The sequence below is a fragment of the Granulicella tundricola MP5ACTX9 genome, from assembly GCF_000178975.2.
Classification (GTDB): domain Bacteria; phylum Acidobacteriota; class Terriglobia; order Terriglobales; family Acidobacteriaceae; genus Edaphobacter; species Edaphobacter tundricola.
Map to the genome: position 1 here is coordinate 662044 of NC_015064.1, position 21273 is coordinate 683316.

A 21273-nucleotide genomic window follows, 5' to 3' on the forward strand; every position below is an offset into this window, starting at 1 on the left:
GCTGAGTTGCTTTAGTAGGAGAAGAACTCGTTTGTTCCGCGGCGGAGGCGGATGCCGATGGTGTAGCAGGAGATGGCGATCAGGACGGTGATGGTGTTCCAGATGACAATGGGCTTGACCCAGCCGGGGGTCAGGGTGAAGTCCTGGCCGGACCAGAGGAGAAGGAGGCAGGAGATGATGGTGGTCTGGACCGCAACGACGAGGAAGGCCTGCCCGCGACGGCGACGGCGGTCGAGGAGCTCGACCTGGTCTGGGGTGAGGTTACGTTCCTCGATGGGGATCAGGGTGTTGGCCATTTTGTTCTCCTGCTGGTTCAGATGATCTTGTGAGGCGACAGGTTTATTACATCACAGGATTTGGCGGCGGGGAAGGTGGGAGAAGGATTCGGACAGCTTCCCGCTTTCCCTCGGCGGCTAAAGCCGGATTCGTTCCGGTTTGGGAGCGGCGGGACTGAAGTCCCGCCCTTTCAAGACTAAGGCTAGAGAAAGGCTACGGATTGGATTCCGGCTACGTCGAAGCGCTTGCGGCAGCGGATGTTCTTGCAGCCGACGAGGTCGTCCCGGCGGACCATGTAGCTTTGGGCCTTGGCGAAGCGGGCGCGGTCTCGTTCGTCCGCGCCGCGACCGAGCTGGGCTTTTTTGCGGCGGACGAGCCAGTTGAGCTGGTATTCGGCCTGCTGGCCGCAGTGGGGGCAGGTCATGAGGTGGTTGCGGGTTTCGGGCCGTTCGTCGAAAAAATCGCGCTCTTCCATGATTCACCTCGCGGGGCCCGGCGAGTCCTTGCCTGTTTGGGCGTGGGAATACGTCTTGCCCCTATCGATTGAGAGTATTTCATATCGGGCGGGGGTTGGAAGTGGTTGAATTGAATCAGAGGACGCGATGAAGATGGCGAAGAAGAGGGTGTTTTCGATTGTGAAGGCGGTGAAGGCCAACGCGCGGGCGAGGGTGGGGATCGTGCCGGCGGAACGGGTGATTCCTGACCCGAAGGATAAGGCGGCCAGGAAGCCGAAGCATAAGGAGACGCTGGCGAAGCTGCTGGAGAAACGGGATTGAGCTGCGGCTGCGGGGCGAGGGTTAGGTAAGCTATAGGGATGAGTTTGGAAGTCGCGCTGGCGGTGTTTGAATACGTGGTGATGGTGCTGGCGCTCTCGTTCCACGATATGGTGCAGGCGTGGACGGCTTCAAGGCTGGGAGATCAGACGGCTCGGATGCTGGGGCGGATCACGATGAACCCGGTGAAGCACTATGACTTGCTGGGAACGATTATTTTTCCGGTGATCTTTATCTACCAGAGTCCGCTGGTGCTGGGCTGGGGTAAGCCGGTGCCGATGACGACGCGGAACTTTGGCAAGCGCGGGGAGATGCTGGTGTATGCATCGGGCCCGGCTGCTCATCTGTTTGCGGCTGGCGTTTGTTTGATCGCGCTGCTGGTGCTGAAGCATACGGTTCCGGCGATCGCGCTGGCACTACCTGTGGCTGCTGCGCTGTCGCTGCGGGATACGAGCGTGGCGACCGTTGGGCTGCCACAGGCGTTTCCGGTGGTGCTGTTTCTTTATTACGGGATTCTGGTGAACCTGCTGCTGTTTGCGTTTAATTTGGTGCCGCTGCCGTCGCTGGATGGTGGGAAGGTGCTGCGGTACTTTCTGCCTTATAACGCCAAAGAACAGTTCGACCGGATGGGCTTCTGGTTGATGATTGCGTTCTTTTTTGTTGGGTTCCGGATTATTTTGGCGATTATGAGCCCGCTGATGGGACTGTTCAATGGGCTGCTGTTTGCTTTGTAGGCTGGAAAAGGCGTAACGCGGAAAAGAAAGATAAGTACGGATAGATCTGGAGTGTCGGACGAGATGAGTTTGGATTTGAACGGCGGACGGAAGAGGGTTTTGAGCGGGATGCGGCCTACGGGGAAGCTGCACCTGGGCAACTACATGGGTGCGCTGCATAACTGGGTGAAGCTGCAGGAGGAGTATGAGTGCTACTTCTTTATTGCGGACTGGCATGCATTGACGACCGACTATGAAGATCTGAGCAAGCTGCAGAGCAATATCCAGGATGTGGCGCTGGACTTTCTGGCGGGTGGGCTCGATCCGGAGAAGAGCACGATCTTTGTGCAGAGCGATGTGAAGCTGCATGCGGAGCTGCATGTGCTGCTGAGTATGTTTACGTCGCTGAGCTGGCTGGAGCGGGTGCCGAGCTATAAGGATCAGCAGGAGCAGCTTCGGGAAAAAGACTTGGCGACTTATGGGTTTCTGGGGTATCCACTGCTGCAGACGGCGGATATCCTGCTGTACCAGCCGCATTTTGTGCCGGTGGGGCTGGATCAGGCCTCGCATGTGGAGCTGACTCGGGAGATCGCACGGAGGTTCAACCAGCTTTATCCGGGGAGCTTCTTTATGGCTGAGGGGGCTGCGCCTTGGGAGCTGGAGGCGGTGAAGACGAAGGCCCGGAAGAACTCGGGCGATGCGAAGAAGGAGACGTTTACGCCGCATGAGCTGATTGCGGCGGCTCCGCAGACGAAGCTGAAGAGTGGTTATGGGACGAGGACGATTCTGCCGGAGCCGGAGGTGCTGCTGACGCCTTCGCCGAAGCTGCCTGGGACGGATGGGCGGAAGATGTCGAAGAGCTATGGGAATACGATTCTGATGTCGGACGATGAGGCTTCAGTCAGGGCGAAGCTGAAGACGATGGTGACTGATCCGGCTCGGGTAAGACGGGATGATCCGGGAAACCCGGAGGTTTGTCCGGTGTTCGATCTGCATAAGGTGTTTTCCAGCGCGGAGACGCAGGCTGAGGCGGCTGAGGGATGCGTGACCGCGGGGATCGGGTGCATCGAGTGCAAGGGTTGGCTGGCGGATGGGGTGGTGCGGGCGCTGGCTCCGATGCAAGAACGGCGCAGCTACTACGAGAGCAGGCCGGGGCTGGTGGATGAGATTCTGGATGCGGGCGGCGCGAAGGCTTGGACCAGGGCAGATGAGACGATGCGGCAGGTGAGCGAGGTTATGGGATTGAGATATCGCTCACATGGAGTAAGAGGCTGATGGCGGATACGGAGCAGAGTTTGGCTGGTTCGACTGAGGAGATTGTGCCGGTGGCTGAGGCGGCTCCGTTTGTGCTGGAGCCGAAGCCTGAGCCTCCTCCTGCTCCGGAGGCTAAGAAGAGTGCGCCAGCGAAGGCTAAGGAAGAGATTTCGCTCTCTCCTTTTTCGATTACCGTTGCGACCGTTTATGACGGGCCGATGGACCTGCTGCTGGACCTGATCCGGAAGCAGAATATCGATATCTATGACATCCCGATGGGAACGATTACGGCGCAGTTCCTGGAGTACTGCCACGTTTTGAAGAACACGGACGTGGATGCGGCGGGAGAGTTTATCTATACGGCTTCGCTGCTGATCCATATCAAGAGCAAGATGCTTCTGCCGCGCGATCCCCTGGCAGGCGGAGCAGAGGATGCGGAAGACCCGCGGCGGGAGTTGGTGGATCGGCTGCTGGATCACGAGCGCTTCAAGGCGGCGGCGCAGATGCTGATGCAGAAGCAGCAGATTGAAGAGGCTACGTGGTCGAACCCGGGGATACGGGAGTTCAGGGATGACTCGGCCGCGGAGCCGGAGATTGCTGCTGACACGGTCGACTTAGTGCGAGTGTTTCAGGATGTGCTGGAGCGGCTGAAGCAGAGGCCGGTGCTGAATGTGGACGAGGAGTCTGTGACGGTGGCGCAGATGATCGACTACGTGAAGCGGCGGCTGCTGATGGAGGATAAGCCGGTCTCGCTGCGGCGGCTGCTGCATAATACGCATACGGAACGGGCGGTGATCTGCATGTTCCTGGCGATGCTGGAGCTGGTCAGGTTGCAGGCGATCCTGCTGCATCAGCCGGAGGTGATGGGGGACATTCTGGTGAAGAAGGCGGAGTCATTCGACCAGGTATTTGAAGATCAGGCTGCTGCTCGGGATGACTGGCAGTAGTTAGGCTGCTGTCTGGGCTTCGTTCTGCCTGCCTTCCGACGGCGCTTCGCTTACACGGAAAGGCAATTCCTCAAGCGGATGCGCGGCGAGCCATGCGGTTTCCCATCGTTTACTTCCGAAGATGCCTCGAGCGAGGGCAGGAACCCAAAGGTCTGCGTTGAGTTTGGGGAAGTGAATTCCGAAGCCTGGGAAAGAGATCTCTACCTCAGACAGGCTTTCTGAATTGGCAGACTCGAAGCCTTGGGCTCTCTCCGGCGGAAACGAAACAGAGTATCCGGTGTTGAGTTCTACCACGATACGGTGTGATGCGGCGTCATACCTTGCGCTGATGGCGCGAGGCTGCGTACGAAGCGCTTCGTTTCCACGCTCTACTGCTTCATCGTGCTCAAGTTGGGTCACCATGAAAGTTCTCCCAGGCTGTACAGAGCAATTGTAGATTTTCGTTGAGGAAGTTGGCTACTTGCTTCTCTGTCTTACTGTTGGCTCCGTAACTTTCTCTGATAGCGACGGGACCAGTCCAGCAATTTAGATAAAAGACGATGAGCAAACCTGCACCCTCTACATGGACATGGGCAGGCCTGTGATCTGCGGTATAGATGCCGATGTTTAGACCGCGAAATCGGGTTATGGCAGGCACGCTGCCAGTCTACTTCGAGGAGCTCTCGCTGAGAAGGTGGGTGTAGATTTTGGCGGTGGGGTCGTCGAAGGCGCAAAGGAGGATGCGAGTGAGGGGGGTGGTGGGGGCCTGGGTGCGGATTGTGGCGACGGCGATCTCTGCTGCGCGCTGTATGGGAAGCCGTAGACTCCGGTGCTGATGGCGGGGAAGGCGATCGATTGGATTTCGTACTCCGTGGCCAATTCGAGGCAACGGGTGTAACAGCTCGCGAGGTTGGACTCTTCGTTTTAGGTGCCGCCGTGCCAGACGGGGCCTACGGTGTGGAAGATGAAGCGCGCGGGGAGGTGGAAGCCGGGGGTGACTTTGGCGTCGCCGGTGTTGCAGCCGTTGAGTTTACGGCAGGCTGCGAGGAGTTCCGGGCCGGCGGCGCGGTGGATGGCTCCGTCGACTCCTCCTCCGCCGAGCAGAGAATGGTTGGCGGCGTTGACGATTGCGTCTACGGCGAGTTGGGTGATGTCGCCGCGGTGGAGTTCGAGCTGGGGTAACGTGACCATATTGGGGGATGGACTTCCGGGCAGGGCTGTGGGTGTTTCACGAACCGTTCACGCAATCTTCATATTTGATGCGGGTGGGCTTGGATATCTTGGGGACACTCGTTAGAAGATTCTGATTATTTCCGGAGATTCCCTCATGTCTGTCGCTACTCCTGATGCTGTTGTGGTTCCGTCGGGTTCGGTCCTCGACGCCAAGCTTTCCAAGTCCAGCCCGGGTAAGTGGGGGATGCTGGTGTTTGGCGCGATGCTGGTGGGGGGCATCGGGTATATCGTCACGAAGCTGAGCGGAGACCTTTCGGTCGTGCATAGCTCGAGCATCTTTCCGTTCCTGCTGCTGGGACTGGCGTTGTTGATTGCGCTGGGGTTCGAGTTTGTGAACGGGTTCCATGACACGGCGAATGCGGTGGCGACGTGTATCTATACGCACTCGCTGGAGCCGCATGTGGCGGTGGTTTACTCGGGTATCTTCAACTTCATTGGGGTGCTGATGAGCTCGGGAACGGTGGCGTTCTCGATCATCACGCTGCTGCCGGTGGAGCTGATCCTGAAGGTGAGCAAGGGGTCTGGCTTCTCCATGGTGTTTGCGCTGCTGGTGGCTGCGATTCTTTGGAATCTGGCGACTTGGTGGAAGGGGCTGCCGGCATCGAGCTCGCACACGATGATCGGATCAATCCTGGGCGTGGGAATTGCGAACCAGATGATGATGGGCAACTCCGGTACCGCGGGCGTTGACTGGGAGCAGGTGACGAAGGTGTTCAAGGCGCTGCTGATCTCTCCGCTGGTAGGTTTTGCGGGTGCGGCGATCGTGTTCTTCCTGTTCAAGGCTTTAGCGCGTGATCCTCGTCTTTATAAGGCTCCCGAGGGGACGGCACCGCCACCGTTCTACATCCGCTGCCTGCTGATCCTGACGTGCGGCGGCGTGAGCTATGCGCACGGATCGAACGACGGACAGAAGGGCATGGGGCTGATCATGCTCATCCTGGTAGGAACTGTTCCGACGGCTTATGCGCTGAACCATACGGTGAATGCAAAGGAAGTCCAGACGTTTGCGGCGGTTTCGACGCAGGTGGCCGGGGCGCTGAGCAACTATGTCACTCCGGGCGCGGTGATGGCGGACCCTCAGCCGGAGCTCGAGGCGTTTATCAGCACGAAGAAGTATGAGCCGGGCGTGATGCTTGCGCTGCAGCAGCAGGTGAACGAGATCCGCAATGAGGCGACGCAGTATGGCGCGCTGGCAAATGTGCCGGCAGATCGTCAGTCGAACGTGCGGAATGAGATGTACCTGGTGAGCGAGACGTTCCGGTTGCTGCCGAAGCTGGGACCGAAGATGAATGCGGACGATATGAAAGTCGTCACGAACTACAAGGGCTTTCTGGATAAATCGACGCGTTTCATCCCGACCTGGGTGAAGGTGGCGGTTGCCCTGGCGCTTGGACTTGGCACGATGGTGGGCTGGAAGCGGATTGTGGTCACCGTCGGAGAGAAGATTGGGAAGACGCATCTGACTTACGCTCAAGGGGCTTCTGCTGAACTGGTGGCGATGTGCACCATTCTGGCGGCGGATACCTACGGTTTGCCGGTCAGTACGACGCACGTTCTGAGCTCCGGCGTGGCCGGGACGATGGCGGCGAACAAGAGCGGGCTGCAGCTTTCTACGATCCGGGATATTGCGATGGCGTGGATCTTCACGCTGCCGGCTGCTGCGCTACTCTCCGGATGCCTGTTCTGGGTGTTCAACGCGATTGCGAAGTAGTTGATCCCGGGTTGGTGTAACGCTTTATTTTGTTGTATTTGAGTCTGGAATCGAATGAGCCTCCGCGGTTGCGGGGGCTCATTGTTGTTTGGGGCGGGATTTCCTTTGGGGTGATTGTTAGACTTAGGGGTCAATCCTGCTACCTGAAAGTGGAACGCCTATGAAGCTGGAAGTGTCAAAACGATGAGTTTGAAGGCGAAGATTGAAGCGGTTATCTATGCGTCCGAAGAGCCGGTGACGCTGGCGCAGTTGATGGGACTGCTGGGGCATGAGGCTCAGGCTGAGCTGGACCGGATGGAGTCTCGGCAGCAGGATCTGGGGCTGGAGACGTCTGGGGATGAGGATGCGCTCGGTTCTGGGGTGGAGGAACTTCTGTCAGACGGTCCGGACATGGATGACGCTGAGGTGACTCAACCCACGTCCGAGAATCCGGACATGGGGCACCCAGTTGTGGAAGCGGATGCTGAGGCTGAGGCGGAGCTGACGGATGCGGCGATTGCGAAGGTTTCGGCGGCGGAGAAACGGGCTGCCCGGGAGCGGGAGCGGAAGCTGCGGGAGTTCTTCCGGGAGATTCTGGATGAGCTGATCAAGGACTATGCGGTTGGGGATCGGGGGCTGGAGGTCCGGGAGGTTGCGGGTGGGTTCCGGTTGGGGACCAAGCCGGAGTATCACGATGCGGTGCGGGGGTTCGTGCGGTCGCTGAAGCCGGCGTTGAAGCTTTCACTGCAGGCGCTCGAGACGCTGGCGGTGGTGGCTTACAAGCAGCCGGTGACGGCTCCGGAGGTCTCTGAGATCCGCGGGGTGGACTCGGGTGGCGTGCTGGGCAGCCTGATGGGGCGGAAGCTGATCACGACTGCCGGGCGGAAACAGGTGATTGGGCGGCCGATTCTTTATAAGACGACCAAGGATTTTCTTTTGCGGTTCGGGCTGAAAGACATCTCGGAGCTTCCGAGCATCGAAGAGTTCGAGAAGATGGCTGGCGAATTGGTCGAACAAGAGGAGATTCCGATGCCGAGGGGAAGCGATACGGACGAACGGGTGACGCACGAAAACCTGATGGAAGAGAAGGACGCGACCGAGCCGCAGGCGGATGGGGATTCGGACGACCTGGGGGCGAATAACAGCAACCTGGCGAAGGACGATCTGCCGACGCTCGATGGGCGAGAGTCCGGGCTGCCGCCTACGTATGATGAGCCGGGGGATGATCCTTCGGCGGATGAGGCTGCGATTCAGGCCGAGGAGGGTAAGTGATGGCTGAGGAGACTAAGCCGGTTGCGGATGCTGTGGCTACGCCTGAAGGGGATAACGAGTTTGCGCCGGATCAGCCGCTGACGGAGGTTCCGGATGGGTTGCAGGAACCGCTGGGGAGTGGGCCGGATGCTTATAAGAAGGACAAGGAAAGCTAACCGCAAAGGGCGCTAAGGAAGAACGCTAAGGACGCAAAGGGGCTTCAGATGGAGATTAAGCGGGTTGGGTCGCAGGCTTCGGGCAAGGGGCCGGCGGATTGGTTTACGGGTACGGTGAGGATCGATCCGCTGTTTCAGGCTCCCGATCCGGCGCTGGTGGCGGGTGCGAGTGTGACGTTTGAGCCGGGGGCTCGGACGGCGTGGCATACGCATCCGCTGGGGCAGACTTTGATCGTGACTGCTGGATGTGGATGGGCGCAGCGGGAGGGTGGGGCTGTGGAGGAGATCCATCCGGGGGATGTGGTGTGGTTTTCGCCGGGGGAGAAGCATTGGCATGGGGCTGCGCCGACCACGGCCATGACGCATCTTGCGATCCAGGAACGGCTGGATGGCAAGGCGGTAGATTGGATGGAGCATGTGACGGACGAGCAGTATCGGCGGTAAAGGTGCGGGTGTTTTGCGGTTTGTGTGAGCCGGGTGGGGTTCGCGGGCGATAATAGAAGGATGACTAAGACGGTTGGGAAGAAGAGCGCGCCGGTGAAGGCAGCGGCGAAGGAAGCAGCGCCTGCGGGCGAGCGGTTGCAAAAGATATTGGCACAGGCCGGGCTTGCGAGCCGGCGTAAGGCCGAGGAGATCATCCTCGACGGACGCGTGCAGGTGAATGGCACGGTTGTGACGGAGCTTGGGACTCGGGCGGATGCCACGAAGGACCATATCCGGGTGGATGGCAAGCTGATCAAGGGACCGGAGCAGCAGAAGTACTACATGGTGAACAAGCCGCGTGGGTACGTGACGACTCTGGATGATCCGCAGCATCGGCCGACGGTCATGCAGTTGATGACGCCGAAGAGCGGGCCGCATGAGACGCAGGTTCGGCTTTATCCCGTTGGACGACTGGATTATCTGAGCGAAGGTCTGCTGCTAATGACCAATGATGGCGACCTGGCGAATGCGCTTTCCAAGGCCTCTACGGGCGTGGAGAAGACCTACCTGGTGAAGACGAGTGGCGTGCCACCAGACTCTGCGCTGGACCAGATACGGCGTGGGATCATGATCGACCGTGGCCGGCTGGATGAGGTGAGGGCTGGCCGGCGGGACAGGATTTTGACGGCTCCCGCGAAGGTGGAGCTTGTACGTCGCGGGGATAACCCCTGGTACGAGGTGACGCTGACCGAGGGGCGGAATCGGCAGCTCAGGAAGATGTTTGAGGAAGTGGGGCACCACGTCGAGAAGATTCGACGGATTGGGTATGGAGCACTGCGGCTGGATGTGGCTCCGGGTGAGTTCCGTGAGTTGAAGCCGGGTGAGGTGATGGCGCTGGATCGTGCATCCAAGGGCAAGAAGGTTGAGCCGAAGCGGAATCTGCCGGAGTTCTCGAAGTTGAAGGCGCCGGTGAAGCCGAAGCGTCCGGGGGCTGGGAAGAGCTACGCGGCGAAGAGCTAGTGTCGCTGGCAGGCCGCTGCTTGAGTTCTCCTAATTCGGGCGGGAAGTGGGAATGGTGGCTGTGGAGTCTGGGCATTTGCTTCTGGGGCTGATCGTGGGGGTCAGCATCCTGCTGATGCTGGTTCGGCCACGGAACATCCCGGAGGTTTACTGGGTTGGCGGCGGAGCGTTGATGCTGGTGGCGCTGCGGCTGGTCCCGCTGCGGCTGGCGGGGCGTGCGGTTGCGGAAGGCTCGGACGTTTACCTTTTCCTGATCGGGATGATGCTGCTGTCCGAGGTGGCTCGGGAGCATGGGGTGTTCGACTGGCTTTCGTCGCTGGCGATCCGGAGGGCGGAGGGGTCTGCGACGCGGCTGTTTGCGCTGGTGTATGGGATCGGTACGGTGGTGACGATCTGCATGTCCAACGATGCGACGGCGGTGGTGCTGACGCCGGCGATCCTGGCGGCGGTGCGGAAGGCGAAGGTTGAATCGCTGCCGCATCTGTTTACGTGTGCGTTGATTGCGAATGCGGCGTCGTTTGTGCTGCCGATCTCCAACCCTGCGAACCTGGTGGTGTTTCATGAGGGGATGCCTCCGCTGGGGCAGTGGCTGGTGGCGTTTGGGGTGCCTTCTGTTCTTTCGATCGCTTCGACCTACCTGGTGATGAGAGTGATCTTTCGTGACGATCTGCGGGCTGCGATTGAGTGCGAGGTGGAGGATGTGCCGCTGCGCGTGGAGGGTAAGGTGGTGCTAGCAGGGCTGGCACTGATGGTGGGGGTGCTGCTGGCGGCGTCAGCGTTGAAGAAAGACCTGGGTCTGCCGGCGTGTTGTGCGGCTTTGGCGATTACAGCGGTAGTTTCGATCAAGGCACGGAGCAATCCTTTGAAGCTTGCGCGGGAGATCAGTTGGGGGACGCTGGTGCTGGTGGCGGGGCTGTTTGTGATGGTGGATGCAGTGGAGAGTCTGGGGCTGCTGAAGGTGACCGAACGCTGGCTGGCGCGGGCGATGCAGCTTGCTCCGGCTGTGGGCGCGGCGGTGGCGGGCTTTGCGGTTGCAGTGGCGAATAACGTGGTGAACAACCTGCCGCTGGGGCTGATCGCGGGGGGTACGCTTCATGCCGCTCATGCGAAGGGGTTGATTGCGAATGCGGTGCTGATTGCGGTGGACCTGGGGCCGAACCTTTCGATTACGGGGTCGCTGGCTACGATTCTCTGGCTGCTGGCGCTGCGGAAGGAGGGACTGGATGTTGGCTTCTGGCGCTTCTTGAAGGTAGGGATGCTGGCGATGCCGATTGCGCTGATCTGCTCGCTGGGCGGGGCGCTGGCGATGCAGATGCTGGCTTCATCGCGGTGACTCCCACAATGGGCGCAAGGCGGGGCCGGCTGCGCGGTTGAGGCTGCCGGCTGGATTGCGCATCCTATGCTGATGTTAGATTCGATTCCGAGGTGAATGATGAAGTTGATCTATATGGTGGATGGAAATGTGTTCAACGCCGAGGCGCTGATCTCGATTGAGGCACGAGGCGAGGATGATACGGTGATCACGCTGCAGGGTGGCAAAGAACTGGTGTATCGGATGCAGCCGCACACCATGGGAATTGAGATCACGAAGGCGATGAACTCGCTGAATCACTTTGTCGTGGGGAAGGGGTACTGACGGTTATTCGAGGGAATAGGGGGCCAGGAAGCGGCCGATCTGGATGACGCTGCGATCAGCGGGCGGCCAGATCTTGAAGGGCTCGACCTTGGTGGGGGTCTTGGGGATGCGCGCGACGAAGGTGCCGCGCTCCGTGCCGGTGGCGGCTTCAAAGACGTGAACGAGGAGACCATCTTCCGTGCGAGTCCAGCCCAGGACGTAAGAGCCGGGGACCAGGTGGAGGTCCGGGCCGAGAGCCAGGGGGCTCTGCACGAGCAGGAAGTGAGAGTATTTGCCGTTGGCGGCGTATCCGGCGGTGATGAGGACGACGGCGGCGATGGTGTGGCCGTGAGCGTCCGTGATGCCGGTTGCGGTGCGGAGCTCGGTTTCAATGCGTTCTTTTTCGACGGGTGCGCGGGCGGGGAGGACGGATTCGAGCTCGGCCGGTGTGGCGGCTCGCCAGGATGATTTTGGTCTGGGCTGTGCGAGCAGGGCTAATGGCATCAGCAGGACTGCGATGAGGATGGCGCGGAGACGTGGGCTGTTAGGCAAGATGCACGAACCCGCGCTGGAGTGCGATGGTGGCGGCCTGGGTGCGGTCTGCGACGCCAAGTTTGCTGAGGAGATTGTTGACGTGGGTCTTGACGGTGGCCTCCGAGATAAAGAGATCGGCGGCGATGTCCTTGTTGGCGCGGCCGGCTACGATGCGCTCGAGGACGCTGAGCTCGCGGGCGGTGAGCTGCTGGCCGGAGAGGCGGTCGGCGAGCTTTTCCGCGATAGGGGACGGGATGCGTGACTTGCCGGCGTGGACGGCGAGGATGGCTTTGAGGAGCTCGTCAAAGGGCATGCCCTTGAGGAGGTAGCCTTTGGCTCCGGCCTGGAGGGAGCGGTAGATGTCCTCGTCGCCGTCATAGGTGGTGAGGACGATGATGCGGGCTTCCGGGAAGCTCTGGCGGATCTTGAGGATGGCTTCTACGCCGCCGAGCTTGGGGAGTTGGAGGTCCATGAGGGTGACGTCCGGGCGAAGGGTGGCGAAGAGCTCGACGGCCTGGGCTCCGTCGCCGACTGCGCCGACGACTTCCAGTTCATCCGTAGAGGAGAGGAGCGAGACGAGGCCTTGGCGGACCATCTGGTGGTCTTCTACGAGCATGATCCTGATTGGGTTGGGCATGGTGCTACTCCTTGGAGCCGGCGGTTAAGCTGTCATGGGAATTGTAAGCAGGATTGTGGTGCCGGTGCCTGGGGTGCTGGCGAGTTCAAGGCTGCCCCCGAGCAAGGTAGTGCGCTCTTTCATGCCGCTGATGCCGTAATGGCCTTCCAGTCGGGCGGCCCGGGTTGGGTCAAAGCCGGTGCCGTTGTCCTGGATGGTGAGAACCAGCATATCGCTTTCGTAGCGTAGATCGACAGAGGCCTCCGAGGCGTCGGCGTGGCGCTGCACGTTGGAGAGGGCTTCCTGGGCGATGCGGAGGATCTCGTTTTCGGTGGAGTCGTCGAGGTCACGGAAGGCTCCGCCGATCTTCAGGCGGATGGGGAGCTGGTCTGAGGTGTAACGCTTGACGATCTCTGCGAGGCGCGTGGGGAGGCTGTCCTGCGCGAGGTTAGCGCGGAGTTTCCATATGCTCTGGCGAGCTGCGGCCAGGCCTTCCGTGACGAGGGTGCGGGTCTGGCGGACCTGCTCCAGGGCAGCGGCGGTTTTGTTGGAGGTGAGGAGATGGGTGACGATGTCGAGCTGGATGGAGACGCCGACGAAGTCCTGGGCGAGGGTGTCGTGGACCTCACGGGCGATGCGGCTGCGCTCCTGCAGGACGGCGTCGAAACGGCTCTGGAGACGCTGCAGGCGGCGACGGTAGAGAGCGATGGCGGCGAGGACGGCGAGGGCTGCGAGGAGGGTGAAGAACCACCAGCGCTTGTAGAAGGGGCGGACGACGCGGAAGGTGAGGACGGCGCCGGTGGGGCTCCAGAGGCCATCGCTGTTCATAGCCTGGACGCGAAAGGTGTAGTCCTTGCCGGGGAGGTTGGTATAGGTGGCGGAGCGCTTGTTGGCGGCGTCTGTCCAACCCTTGTCCAGGCCTTCAAGGCGATAGCGATAGCGGACCTTGGACGGCGTGGTGAAGGTGAGGGCGGCGAACTCAAGGGTGTAGCGTACGTGGCCTGGGGGAATCTCGATAGAGCTGCCGTCCAGAGTGATGGGGGCTTCGTCTACGAGGAGGCGCTCGATGACGACGGGTGGGGGAATGAGGCTCGTCTGGAGGGTTGCGGGATCTGTGATGGCCGCGCCGCGACGGGTGGCGGACCAGAGCTCGCCGTTTGCCATCATGGTCATGGCGGGTGAGCCTGCGGCGATCATCTCTTCACTGGGGAGGCCGTCGGCAAGGCCGTAGGTGTTGGTCTGTGCAGGACAGGTTTGGCCCTGGGCGCAGGCTGCGAGGTCTGCGGCGAGGACGCGCTGGATGCCATGCTCCGTGCGAAGCCAGAGGTAGCCGTGCTGGTCTGGGACGATGGCGTGGATGGGGGCATCGAGGCTTTGAGTGGTGACGGTGTGGATGACGCCCTGGGTGAGACTGGCGAGTGCGCCTGCGGAGGTTGCGATCCAGAGGCGACCGGCAGAGTCCTCTGCCAGAGCTGTGACGATGCCTTGCGGGAGGCCATCGCGGCTGGTGAAGTTCTTGATCTTGCCTTCGGTGCTGCGGTGCGAGAGGCCGCCGGAGGTGCCGATCCAAAGCTCGTTCTGCCGCGTGAGCATGAGGGTCCCGACGAGGTCTCCGCCGAGTCCGTTGGCGGCGGTGAGGACGTCCATGACTGCGTCGTGAAGATGGACGAGACCATGGCGTGTGCCGATCCAGAGGGAGCCATCCGGCGCTGTGAGGAGGGCCTGGATGTAATCGTCCGGGAGGCCTTCCGCTGAGGTGATCTTTTTTACCGTGCCATCTTGGCTGACATGATTGAGACCATCCGGGGTGCCGGCCCAGACGCTTCCATCGAGGCCGGGTGCGAGGGAGAGGATGACTGAGCTGGTGAGGCTTTCCAACTTGGCTGGCTGGGTGGTTGTGCTATTGACGATGCGGCGGAGGCCATCATTGCGGGTGCCGATCCATGTGGCTCCGTCGGTGGCCTGAATGACGGTGGTAAGAGCCTTGTCTGCGAGGGATGGCTCCGTGCGGAAGGCCACGGGCCGCAGGATGTGGAGGCCGGAGGTCTCGGTGCCGATCCAGTAGTTGCCTTCATGGTCTTCATAGGTTTGGAGGACGGCGTTGCCGCGCAGAGCGTCGATCGAGGTGGCGGCTTTGGTGCCGGGGTGCAGGATGACGAGGCCGTCGTTGGTGCCGACCCAGGCGATGCCGTGGCGATCGACGAAGAGCGATTCGATCCGGCTGCCGGGCAGGTCGGAACCTGCATGCCAGGTCAGGGAGTTGGTTCCGCTGGTGAAGGTGACGGCGGTGTTGGTGGAGCTCCAGATGGAGCCGGCTGGGCCGTGCAGAGGCTGGTCGTTCTGTGCGGGGAATGGCTCATCTGCCTTGGCCCTGATGAAGCGGCCATGCTGCAGGAGGACCAGGCCGTCTGATGTACCGATGCGCAGGGAGCCGTCTGGGGCGTTGGCGAGGCAGCAGATGTCGTCGCTGCGGAAGGCGGGTTCGTTGGAGTGGTCGAATCGTTTGAAGCTGTAGCCATCGAAGCGTGCGAGCCCGGCTTCGGTAGCGATCCAGAGGAAGCCATCGGCCGACTGCTGGATGGCGTGAACGCTGTTCTGCGGAAGGCCTTCTTCCGTGGACCATGACTGGTGGCGAAGGTATCGGAGATCCTGCGCGGAGAGGCGGGGGAGGATGCAGGACAGTAAAGACAGGGATGCCCAGACCAGCCGGACGCGACAAGGCATACGAGGAGACATCATCTGGTCTGTTAGCTTAGGCCACGGATGGACGGCAGGCAACCGTTGCTGTGTGGTGAAGCTTCAGACCGCGTCGCGGATGGCGATGTAGCTTTTGGTGAGGCCGAGGACGCGCTCCTTGAGGATGCGGCAGTCCGGGAAGAGCTGCTTCACTTCGCGGTAGGTGAGGAGACGTATGTCGGAGATCATCTCTTCAACGCGCTCCGGGGTGGGCTTGGTAAGCAGGCCCCACAGGGTGAAGTGGCGGGCGAGTCGGGTTTGGAGCTTGCGAGGCAGGTACTGGAAGAAGGGCGAGAGCAGATGAGGCTCCAACGGAAAGCTGCGTGCGGGGGTCTGAATCCAGAGCCTGCCGGCTACGCGGCGAGCCTCCTGGGCGAAGGCCTGCTGGCGCTCCCAGGTGGTCATGTGCTCGATGACGGAGTTGGAGAAGGCGATGTCGAAGCTGGCATCTGCGAAGGGCAAGGCGGTGGCGTCGCCGCTGACGGCGGTGAACCGGTTGCCGTCCAGCCTGTCCGGGAAGCGTAGGTTGACAAGAGTCACGGGGAAGGCGGTCTCGTTGGTGGTCTCAGCGAGCCAGGTGTTGGTGGCTCCGCCGATGTCAACGACTCGGGTCTGCGCGGAGGGTGCGAAGAGCGCGAAGAACTGCTTCATCCTGCGGCGGCGGAAGATGATGAACAGCTTCTGATGGATGGTGATGAGCTTCATGGGGTGGCAGCTCCTTGCGGTGCGCGGTAGTTGAGGGAGCAGACGCAACGCTGACAGATGGGGTTGGCGGCGACGTCAAGCTGGCTGCGGAATGCGAGGGCGGCTGGGCTGTTCAGCGCGTCCTCCAAGGCGCCGCTGCTGGCGGAGCCAATGGGTGCATGGAAGAAGCAGGGCCGGATGCGTCCATCGACCTCCATGACGGCGGAGACCCAGGGTGCATTGCAGATGGGAGCGCGTGGGGGTGTGGCTTCAAGCCGCTCACGGAAGCGGGTGGCGAGGCGGCGGAGTTTGGCTTCGCTTTCTACGATGAACCTGGCCTGTATATCCGCTTGATGCTCATGGATGAGTGCTTCTATCTCCTGCTCCAGTGAGAGGACCTCCGCATGGTTGAGGCCGATCTCATCCTTGCGCTCTGCCTCCCAGGGCTGCTCGCGATTGAAGGCGGTGGACTGCACGTCCGCGGGGAGGAAGGAGATGCTATCGAGCGCGAGAGAGTGGGCCGCCTGGACAGCCGCACGGAGGTGCATGTGGTTCTGCTTCTGGACGGTGGTGCGGCAGGTGATGGGTATCGATGGGCGGAGGAGGCGAACGGCTTCAACACCCTGGGCGATGACCTCGAAGGCACGGGGTACGCGGCGGATGTGATTGTGTATCTCGGGAGGGCCGTCGATGGAAAGGATGACGTCATCGATTCCGGCGGCGATCAGCGCGGCTTTGTTGCGAAGAAGCAGGCCGGTGGTGAGCAGGGTGATGCGAATGTCGAGGGTGTGGAGGAGATCGCAGATGGCGGCGAGGGCGGGGTTGAGGAGCGGCTCTCCGCCGGTGAGCACGACCTGGCGGACGCCGAGGGCGTGGAATGAATCGAGGTGGCGCGTCACCTCTGCGGCGGTCATTGTGCGGCTGTCTTTGCGTTGCCAGATATCGCACATCACGCAACGGCAGTTGCACTGCGTGTGGACGTTGAGCAGGAGGATGGGGAGGTGGGAGATGCGGGCGGAGTCAAGAACGGCTGGACTGGTAATGGGCGCGGGCTGGATCTCATAGAGCTGCGACACGGTGGACCTCCTTGCCGCCGAGACGGAGCGTGCCTCGGCCAAGAACGGCCTCCGCGGATTCGAAGAGAGTAGTGATGGGCGCGCGGAGCCACCGGAGATTGCCTGCCACTTCGAGTGGCTCAAGGCCATCGCGAAGATGAAAGGGAAGTCGTTCGTAGAGCGTCTGCGATGCGAGTTGGACGCGGCCGGCGAGAAGGACCAGCTCGACTTGATCGAAGCTCAAGTTTGCGAGGGTGTCTGCGGGATTGTGGGGGGTCTCGCGCACGGCGATCAGATCGGCACGGGCGCCCGGGGTGATGTGGCCTTCGCCCTCCTGCAGGCAGAGCATCTCTGCGGGGCTTGCCGTGACGAGATTGAAGAGGGTGGCTGCATCCAGGTGCTGCTCTCGGTAGAGAAGGTTGACTTCGTCGAGAAGGTCTCCCGCCGCAGTCAGGGGTGAGTCGCTGCCGAGAGCGACGCGGTCGATTCCATTGATGAAGGAGTTGGCGGGCGTCTGATGGAAGAGGAACTGGTTTGAAGTGGGGCAAAGGATGAGGGCCGTGCGGCGCTGGTTGAGAAGCGCGGCGTCATCGGGCGTGAAGGCCAGACCATGCACGAGCAAGGTGTGCGGGCCGAGGAAGCCGAGATCATCAAGCGCGGCGAGTTCGCTGCGGGCCTGGACGTCGACCCCTTCACCGGCGTGGATGATGAAGGGCAGATGGGACGAAGCGGCTTGAAAACGGTCGGCGATATCCGGGGCGAAGTCCAGCGAGTGAGCCCAGCCGAAGTCTTCGACGACACGCACGGGGAAGTCCGGCAGCGTGCATTCCAGATGAAGTGGATTGTGATGGCAGACGGTGGTCACGCCGCAGAGGAGATTGCGGATTGCGCCCCACCACACTCGCGTCTCCAGCGGGACGCGTTTGTGGAGGTCGATTATTTCTGCGTGGAGTTTGTGGATCTCTCGCGCCCATTCAGCGGAGTTACTGTACGGTGCTTCGCTGGGGCTTCGACCGAGATTTGGAAAGAGGGCGAACTCCAGATGGTCGTGCGCGTTGATGAGGCCGGGGAGAAGGACGAAACCTGAGAGATCGATAGAAGACAGAACTGAGTCTGGTGCCTCTGTGTGCTGGGCGAAACGGCCCTCAATCGTGGATAGTGTGCCACGCTGCCAATCCTTGGAACCGATGCACCATGTTGTGTTGGTCAATTGGATTGAATCAGCTCGATGGCTGAGTTTAGATGGGGTGCGCTTCTTCAGCTTGAGGATGTAGATTGCCGGTACTGTGGTCAGGGCTTCGTATTCCTTGAGCCTGCCGGTGCGCTCGAACAGGGGGCGTTCGGGGGCGTCGAAGGATGGCTCAAGCAGGGTTACGAGGTCGAAGCCTGCGCTGGTAAAGGCCTGGACGATCTCATCGAGCGACGGGGATTCGGCGGCGATGTCAAAGGTTTCGCCGCTTACGGTGAAGCTGCGCGTCCAGCCGCGCTCGCGTGCTGTGCCGGGATGCATATCCGATAGGAGCAGGCAGCCGCCCGGCTTGAGCGCACGCGCGCACTCTGCTGCGAAGGACGGGAGATCCGGAAGATAACTGAGGACGAAGGATGAGAGCAGGCAGTCCTGCGAGCAGTCTTCGGCCGGCAGGGAGGAGCAGTCGCCATGGATAAGTACGGCCTGAAGCGCGAGCTTGGAGCTTGCGTGTTCGAGCATCGTGGAGGAGGAGTCGATGCCTGTCAGCGATGCGGGTTCAAGAGCTTCAAGCCTGTGCAGCCAGCGGCCCGTGCCGCAGCCTATATCCAGCCAGTGCTTGCCGAGCGCGGTGGGGAGGAGTGGCGTGAGGGTGCGCTCCTCAAGCGACAGGAGAGGGTTCTGCTGCGTGTCGTAGACCTCCGCCCAACGATCGAAGACGCCGCTTTGAGGCGTGTCAATGGTAGGCGTTTCGGTCACAGACTCTCCCGCTTGGGCTTGCGCAGGGCGATGAACTGCTGGGCGAGATGGAGCTCGAACGGATGCTTGTAGACGTGGAAGGTGTAGCGCCAGGCGCTGAGCGCTTTGAGTAGCAGGCGGCTCCACTGCGGGGCGCGGATGTCCTGCACAGTGGGCCAGCGTGATCCGACTACGGTTTCAAAGTTATCGATGAGTTTCTTGGTCTTCTGCTTGAGCCAGGGCGCGTTGGTATCGATGCGCAGCGTGAAGTTCATCCACTCTTCGGTGGCCCAGCCTGCGGGGGTGTCGGGGAAAGGGACTTCGATGTCACCGTACATCTCACCGCCGGCCTTATGGGGCTGGGGGGTGGGGGTGTAGTGCTGGATGATGATCTCTGAGTCCGGGTTGATGCGCTTGATCTTGCGGATGAAGCGGAGGCTCTCCTGGGTGTCGCGGTCTGGGTCGTTGGGATTTCCGATGACAAAGGAGAACTCCGGGATGATGCCGAACTCATAGGTGCGCCGTGCGATCTCAAGGGTCTGTTCGGTGGTGATGCCCTTCTGCATCTCTTCGAGGACCCAGTCAGAGCCGGACTCCGCGCCGAAGAAGATCATGGCGCAGCCGGCGCGCTTGATGGCTGCCCAGGTCTCATCTGAGTAGCGGGACATGATGTCCACGCGAGCTTCACACCACCAGCGCAGGTTGAGATGAGCCATGCGGTCGCAGAGCTCGCGTGCCTTGTCTTCGCGGAGGAAGAAGTTCATGTCGTAGAACTGGACGGAGTCGGCACCGTAACGGTCGACGAGATGAGTGAGGATGGCGACGGTGCGTTCGGGCGACTCGAACTTTTCCTTGTTCCCGTAGGCTGCATGGACGCCGCAGAAGCTGCAGTTGAAGGGGCAGCCGATGCTGGCGTGATGGACGGCCGTGCGCTTTCCGAAGAAGGATGGGCGCAGGTACTTCTCTACCGGCAGACGATGGAAGGGAGACCAGGGGAACTCGTCCGGTCCCTTCATGGCGCGTTCTCCGTTGTCATGACGGAGGCCGAACATATCCTTGTAAAGCAGGCCTTTGATGGAGGTGAGCTCGCGCTTTCCGCGGATGGCCTCCATCAGTTCAAGCAGCGTGTCTTCGCCTTGTCCGCGGACGACGTAATCGACGTAACGTGCGTTGAGCGCCGCGTCCGGATAGAGGGAGGGGAAGTATCCTCCCCAGCAGATTTTGACTTCAGGATGGAGCCGGCGGATTTCACGCGAGGTCTCCATGGCTGCGACCATCTGCGGCCCCGGCATACAGGAGACGCCGAGGAGTTCGACGTGGTGCTGGCCGATCAGCTCGAGGATTCTGCCCGTGGGATCGTCTTCCAGATTGCCGTCGACAATCTCATAGTCTTCCGTGCCTTCCAGCGCGGCTGCGAGGGCGAGCACGGCAAGGGGGAGACGGCGATTGCGCGGCCTGGTGGCACGTGGATGGTAAAGGATGATCATGCCGGCACCTTCGCGGTATAGATACGGAATTGCGAGGGCGTTCTACGGTGTTTGAGCCTTGCGATCAGAGGCCGAAGCGCCCACTTGATGCCATAGAAGGGTCTGAACTCCTGCCACGTAAGCTCATGGGTTCTCGCAAGATCTTCAAGGCGCTCGGGAGTGAGGAACTCCTGGCTTTGAAGCGAGTTGGAAGCAAAGCCATAGGCGGCTCTGAACTGCATGTGCTTCTCTTCCACCATCATCACGCCGCTTTCCTGTTTGGCATACCAGGGTGTATCCGCGATGACGACGGTGCCGGATGGGCGCAGGCATCGCAGTGCCTCCGCAAGCGTCTTTCTGTAGTCCTGCGAGTAGTGAAAGGAGGCGTTGAAGATGGCGAGATCAAACGTCTCTGAGGCAAAGGGCATATCGTCCAGGCTTGCTTGTACGCGGGGAAACATCACGGGCAGTTGAGAGGAGAAGTTCGAGCCGGCGGAGAGACCGTCACGATCGTTGGTGAGAAGATCGACCGCTACGGGCAGATGCCCCAGACGCGAGAGCCGATAGCTGAGCCATCCGTTGCCGGCGCCGAGATCGAGGATGCGAAGCGGTTGTTGCCGTTGGTCAGCAAGCGGCTTGAGGATGTGCTGAAGCAGATGGTCGAATGTTCTGGCGCGGATCTTCCACTGTGCCGTCATCTTTCCGGAGAGGTCTTGATACGGGAGAGCGTGATAGTACGTGGGATCAAGACTGCCGCGGCCTTCCGCGTTGCGAATGAACTCATACTCAGCGACGAAGCGTTCATAGTCCGCGGCCAGATGGGGCGCGAGGCTGCACCAGATACCATTTCGGAACTCTGTCACTGAGCCGCACTTTGAGCAGCGCAGGGCAGCTGAGGGTGTGTCCAG

Annotated in this window: 24 protein-coding genes and 1 pseudogene; 12 read left to right on the forward strand and 13 right to left on the reverse strand. The window is 61.0% G+C overall.

The annotated features are described in order from the left end of the window. Positions 1 to 11: 11 nt before the first annotated feature. Both ACIX9_RS02755 and ACIX9_RS02760 read right to left on the reverse strand, forming a co-directional pair. Entirely contained in the window at positions 12 to 296 is a 285-nt protein-coding gene (locus ACIX9_RS02755) for a hypothetical protein (RefSeq protein WP_013578951.1), read from the reverse strand. 182 nt (positions 297 to 478) lie between these two features. Further along, the gene (locus ACIX9_RS02760; RefSeq protein WP_013578952.1) at positions 479 to 751 is read right to left on the reverse strand and encodes a hypothetical protein; all 273 of its coding nucleotides are present in this window, start codon (positions 749 to 751) and stop codon (positions 479 to 481) included. A 133-nt stretch (positions 752 to 884) separates the two neighbouring features. On the opposite strand from ACIX9_RS02760, the gene ACIX9_RS26245 reads away from it, so the two are divergent. The 4 genes from ACIX9_RS26245 (at position 885) to ACIX9_RS02775 (ending at position 3963) form a co-directional block, all read left to right on the forward strand. Further along, positions 885 to 1052, forward strand: coding sequence for a hypothetical protein (locus ACIX9_RS26245; RefSeq protein ID WP_013578953.1), 168 nt, complete (start codon positions 885 to 887; stop codon positions 1050 to 1052). A gap of 38 nt (positions 1053 to 1090) precedes the next feature. Then, a complete protein-coding gene (locus ACIX9_RS02765) occupies positions 1091 to 1783 on the forward strand; it encodes a site-2 protease family protein (protein ID WP_013578954.1) in 693 nt (230 codons plus the stop codon). A 63-nt stretch (positions 1784 to 1846) separates the two neighbouring features. Next, a complete protein-coding gene (gene trpS / locus ACIX9_RS02770) occupies positions 1847 to 3037 on the forward strand; it encodes a tryptophan--tRNA ligase (RefSeq protein WP_013578955.1) in 1191 nt (396 codons plus the stop codon). Next, the gene (locus ACIX9_RS02775; RefSeq protein WP_013578956.1) at positions 3037 to 3963 is read left to right on the forward strand and encodes a segregation and condensation protein A; all 927 of its coding nucleotides are present in this window, start codon (positions 3037 to 3039) and stop codon (positions 3961 to 3963) included. The genes trpS and ACIX9_RS02775 overlap by 1 nt, the downstream gene beginning before the upstream one ends. On the opposite strand, the gene ACIX9_RS02780 is transcribed toward ACIX9_RS02775, so the two are convergent. Both ACIX9_RS02780 and ACIX9_RS27615 read right to left on the reverse strand, forming a co-directional pair. Then, positions 3964 to 4365 (reverse strand): DUF2442 domain-containing protein, encoded by a 402-nt coding sequence (locus ACIX9_RS02780; protein ID WP_013578957.1) that lies wholly within the window; start codon positions 4363 to 4365, stop codon positions 3964 to 3966. Continuing rightward, positions 4349 to 4600 carry a DUF4160 domain-containing protein gene (locus ACIX9_RS27615; RefSeq protein ID WP_083808370.1) on the reverse strand — a complete coding sequence of 84 codons (252 nt, stop codon included), beginning with the start codon at positions 4598 to 4600 and terminating at the stop codon, positions 4349 to 4351. The genes ACIX9_RS02780 and ACIX9_RS27615 overlap by 17 nt, the downstream gene beginning before the upstream one ends. A 36-nt stretch (positions 4601 to 4636) precedes the next feature. Between ACIX9_RS27615 and ACIX9_RS27275 the strand changes: the two genes are divergently transcribed. After that, positions 4637 to 4765: a hypothetical protein gene (locus tag ACIX9_RS27275; RefSeq protein ID WP_269744704.1), complete on the forward strand. Its 129-nt coding sequence runs from the start codon at positions 4637 to 4639 to the stop codon at positions 4763 to 4765. Between the two features lie 41 nt (positions 4766 to 4806). Here ACIX9_RS27275 and ACIX9_RS26690 read toward each other — a convergent pair. Further along, positions 4807 to 5133, reverse strand: a pseudogene (locus ACIX9_RS26690) (macro domain-containing protein); the annotation flags it as partial. A 136-nt stretch (positions 5134 to 5269) separates the two neighbouring features. Between ACIX9_RS26690 and ACIX9_RS02790 the strand changes: the two are divergent. From ACIX9_RS02790 to ACIX9_RS02815, 7 genes are all read left to right on the forward strand, one after another. Further along, positions 5270 to 6886 carry an inorganic phosphate transporter gene (locus tag ACIX9_RS02790; protein ID WP_013578958.1) on the forward strand — a complete coding sequence of 539 codons (1617 nt, stop codon included), beginning with the start codon at positions 5270 to 5272 and terminating at the stop codon, positions 6884 to 6886. Positions 6887 to 7069: 183 nt separating this feature from the next. Next, on the forward strand, positions 7070 to 8137 hold the full coding sequence (scpB, locus tag ACIX9_RS02795; protein WP_013578959.1) for an SMC-Scp complex subunit ScpB: 1068 nt from the start codon (positions 7070 to 7072) through the stop codon (positions 8135 to 8137). Next, entirely contained in the window at positions 8137 to 8292 is a 156-nt protein-coding gene (locus ACIX9_RS25565) for a hypothetical protein (protein ID WP_013578960.1), read from the forward strand. Before scpB ends, ACIX9_RS25565 begins: the two co-directional genes overlap by 1 nt. 48 nt (positions 8293 to 8340) lie before the next feature. Next, positions 8341 to 8736, forward strand: a complete 396-nt coding sequence (locus ACIX9_RS02800; RefSeq protein WP_013578961.1) for a (R)-mandelonitrile lyase — start codon at positions 8341 to 8343, stop codon at positions 8734 to 8736. 60 nt (positions 8737 to 8796) lie between these two features. Then, a complete protein-coding gene (locus tag ACIX9_RS02805; RefSeq protein ID WP_013578962.1) occupies positions 8797 to 9735 on the forward strand; it encodes a pseudouridine synthase in 939 nt (312 codons plus the stop codon). Positions 9736 to 9787: 52 nt separating this feature from the next. Next, complete coding sequence (locus tag ACIX9_RS02810) at positions 9788 to 11068, forward strand: SLC13 family permease (RefSeq protein WP_013578963.1); 1281 nt, start codon at positions 9788 to 9790, stop codon at positions 11066 to 11068. 96 nt (positions 11069 to 11164) lie between these two features. Continuing rightward, entirely contained in the window at positions 11165 to 11371 is a 207-nt protein-coding gene (locus ACIX9_RS02815) for a hypothetical protein (RefSeq protein WP_041596907.1), read from the forward strand. 3 nt (positions 11372 to 11374) lie between these two features. Here ACIX9_RS02815 and ACIX9_RS02820 read toward each other — a convergent pair whose 3' ends face one another. From ACIX9_RS02820 to ACIX9_RS02855, 8 genes are all read right to left on the reverse strand, one after another. Beyond that, positions 11375 to 11902 carry a hypothetical protein gene (locus ACIX9_RS02820; RefSeq protein ID WP_013578965.1) on the reverse strand — a complete coding sequence of 176 codons (528 nt, stop codon included), beginning with the start codon at positions 11900 to 11902 and terminating at the stop codon, positions 11375 to 11377. Next, the gene (locus tag ACIX9_RS02825; RefSeq protein ID WP_013578966.1) at positions 11895 to 12521 is read right to left on the reverse strand and encodes a response regulator; all 627 of its coding nucleotides are present in this window, start codon (positions 12519 to 12521) and stop codon (positions 11895 to 11897) included. The genes ACIX9_RS02820 and ACIX9_RS02825 overlap by 8 nt, the downstream gene beginning before the upstream one ends. Before the next feature lie 24 nt (positions 12522 to 12545). Beyond that, positions 12546 to 15224: a sensor histidine kinase gene (locus ACIX9_RS02830; RefSeq protein ID WP_013578967.1), complete on the reverse strand. Its 2679-nt coding sequence runs from the start codon at positions 15222 to 15224 to the stop codon at positions 12546 to 12548. Between the two features lie 75 nt (positions 15225 to 15299). Continuing rightward, on the reverse strand, positions 15300 to 15941 hold the full coding sequence (locus ACIX9_RS02835) for a class I SAM-dependent methyltransferase (RefSeq protein ID WP_013578968.1): 642 nt from the start codon (positions 15939 to 15941) through the stop codon (positions 15300 to 15302). Further along, positions 15938 to 16996, reverse strand: a complete 1059-nt coding sequence (locus ACIX9_RS02840) for a radical SAM protein (protein WP_013578969.1) — start codon at positions 16994 to 16996, stop codon at positions 15938 to 15940. Before ACIX9_RS02840 ends, ACIX9_RS02835 begins: the two co-directional genes overlap by 4 nt. Next, entirely contained in the window at positions 16980 to 18920 is a 1941-nt protein-coding gene (locus ACIX9_RS02845) for a methyltransferase domain-containing protein (protein ID WP_013578970.1), read from the reverse strand. Before ACIX9_RS02845 ends, ACIX9_RS02840 begins: the two co-directional genes overlap by 17 nt. Next, on the reverse strand, positions 18917 to 20386 hold the full coding sequence (locus tag ACIX9_RS02850; protein ID WP_013578971.1) for a B12-binding domain-containing radical SAM protein: 1470 nt from the start codon (positions 20384 to 20386) through the stop codon (positions 18917 to 18919). Before ACIX9_RS02850 ends, ACIX9_RS02845 begins: the two co-directional genes overlap by 4 nt. After that, entirely contained in the window at positions 20383 to 21228 is an 846-nt protein-coding gene (locus ACIX9_RS02855) for a class I SAM-dependent methyltransferase (RefSeq protein WP_232298778.1), read from the reverse strand. Before ACIX9_RS02855 ends, ACIX9_RS02850 begins: the two co-directional genes overlap by 4 nt. Positions 21229 to 21273 lie beyond the last annotated feature (45 nt).